Annotated in this window: 3 protein-coding genes; 2 read left to right on the top strand and 1 reads right to left on the bottom strand. The window is 72.4% G+C overall.

Annotated features, from left to right (window positions below):
* Both P409_RS33425 and murB read left to right on the top strand, forming a co-directional pair.
* A partial coding sequence (locus tag P409_RS33425) for a DUF1194 domain-containing protein (RefSeq protein ID WP_152613682.1) occupies positions 1 to 447 on the top strand: 447 nt, incomplete at its 5' end.
* 40 nt (positions 448 to 487) lie between these two features.
* Positions 488 to 1,498, top strand: coding sequence for a UDP-N-acetylmuramate dehydrogenase (murB, locus tag P409_RS33420; protein ID WP_034848835.1), 1,011 nt, complete (start codon positions 488 to 490; stop codon positions 1,496 to 1,498).
* A 9-nt stretch (positions 1,499 to 1,507) separates the two neighbouring features.
* On the opposite strand, the gene P409_RS33415 is transcribed toward murB, so the two are convergent.
* A partial coding sequence (locus P409_RS33415; RefSeq protein WP_034848833.1) for a nucleotide-binding domain containing protein occupies positions 1,508 to 1,799 on the bottom strand: 292 nt, incomplete at its 5' end.

The raw sequence follows: 1,799 nt of genomic DNA, 5'->3' as shown, positions 1-1,799 counted from the left end.
GACGGTGGCGCGCTTCGACGGTCCGCGCAGCCTGAAGGTCCTGCTGCCCTGGCGCCGCCTTGCCAGCGCCGCCGACGCCGATGCCTTCGCCGAGGCGGTGCTGGCCGCGCCGGCGGGGCGGAGGCCGGGTCGACCGCGATCGGCAGCGCCGTGCTCGACGCGCTGGAGCTGTTCAAGGGCAGCGGCTTCGACAGCCCGCGCCAGACCATCGACATCGTCTCGAACGGCTTCTCCAACGCCGGCATCGACCCCACGCTCGCCCGCGACGCGGCGGAGGCGGCGCATGTCACGGTCAACGCGCTGGTCATCCTCGACGAATACGACTGGCTCGAAGGCTATTACCGGCAGCAGGTGATCGGCGGCATCGGCGCCTTCGTCCGCACCGCTGAGGGGAGGGACACCTTCATCCAGGCGCTGATCGCCAAGCTGGTCGACGAGATCGTGTGAGCGGTTGCCCGATAACCGGGCCCGCCCTAATGCTGTGACCATGTACCAGATCCTGATCGACCACCCGCTGCAATCCGCCAACAGCTTCGGCATCGCCGCGCGCAGCCGCTACGTCGTGGAGATCCGCGACGAGGCAGAGTTGCCGGCGGTGCTGGCGGATCCGCGCTTCGCCGGGCTGCCGCGCCGGCTGCTGGGCGGCGGTAGCAATGTGGTGCTGACTGGCGATTTCGACGGGCTGACCCTGCTGATGCGCATCCCCGGCCGGCGGCTGGCGGCGGAGAGCGCGGAGGCCGCGCTGGTCGAGGCCGGGGCCGGCGAAGTCTGGCACGATCTGGTGGCCTGGACGATCGCCCAGGGGCAGCCGGGGCTGGAGAACCTGGCGCTGATCCCCGGCACCGCCGGGGCCGCGCCGATCCAGAACATCGGCGCCTATGGGGTCGAGCTCGAGGAGCGGTTCGAGAGCCTGCGCGCCTTCGACGCCGCGGTCGGCGGCTTCGTCACGCTCGACCGCGCCGCCTGCCGTTTCAGCTACCGCGACAGCCTGTTCAAGCGCGAACCCGACCGCTGGATCGTCACCTCCGTGACCCTGCGCCTGCCGCGGCCCTGGGCGCCGGTGACGACCTATCCGGACCTGGCGCGGGTGTTCGGCGACCGGTCGGACGTCACGGCGGCGGAGATCTTCGACGCGGTGGTCGCGGTGCGGCGGCAGAAGCTGCCGGACCCGGCGGTGATCGGCAATGCCGGCAGCTTCTTCAAGAACCCGATCGTGCCGGGCGCGCAGTACCGGGACCTCGCCGCGTCCTTCCCCGGCATCGTCGGCTATCCGCAGCCGGACGGGCGGGTGAAGCTGGCCGCCGGCTGGCTGATCGACCGCTGCGGCTGGAAGGGCCGGGCGGTCGGCCGCGCCGCGGTGCATGACCGGCAGGCGCTGGTCCTGGTCAACCGCGGCGGGGCCAGCGGGGCCGAGATCCTCGACCTGGCCCGGCAGATCCAGGGCGACGTCCAGGCGACCTACGGCGTGGCGCTGGAGCCGGAGCCGGTGGTGCTCTGAGGCGATGCCTTACGGCATCGCCCTGAGCGCATCCGTGAAGAACTCCGGCCCGCCGAAATTCCCCGATTTCAGCGCCAGCACCATCGGCGGCTCGCGGCCCACCACATGAAGCACCGGTACGCCCGGGGCGATCTCGGCGCCGATGCGGAAGGCGGGCAGGGCCAGGGCGTCGACCACGGCGCCGGAGGTCTCGCCGCCCGCCACCACCAGGCGGCGCACCCCGGGCTCGACCAGGCCGAGCGCGATCCGCGCCATCGCCTGCTCGATCGCATGGCCGGCTGCGTCGCGGCCCAGCTTGCTC

It is taken from the genome of Inquilinus limosus MP06 (assembly GCF_000767795.1).
GTDB lineage: Bacteria > Pseudomonadota > Alphaproteobacteria > DSM-16000 > Inquilinaceae > Inquilinus > Inquilinus limosus_E.
The sequence above is the reverse complement of the archived record's forward strand: the minus strand, read 5'-3'. Positions and strand labels throughout refer to the sequence as shown.

Coding starts and splice junctions, on each gene's coding strand:
- murB (WP_034848835.1), top strand. CDS start 488: ATGTACCAGATCCTGATCGACCACCCGCTGCAATCCGCCAACAGCTTC.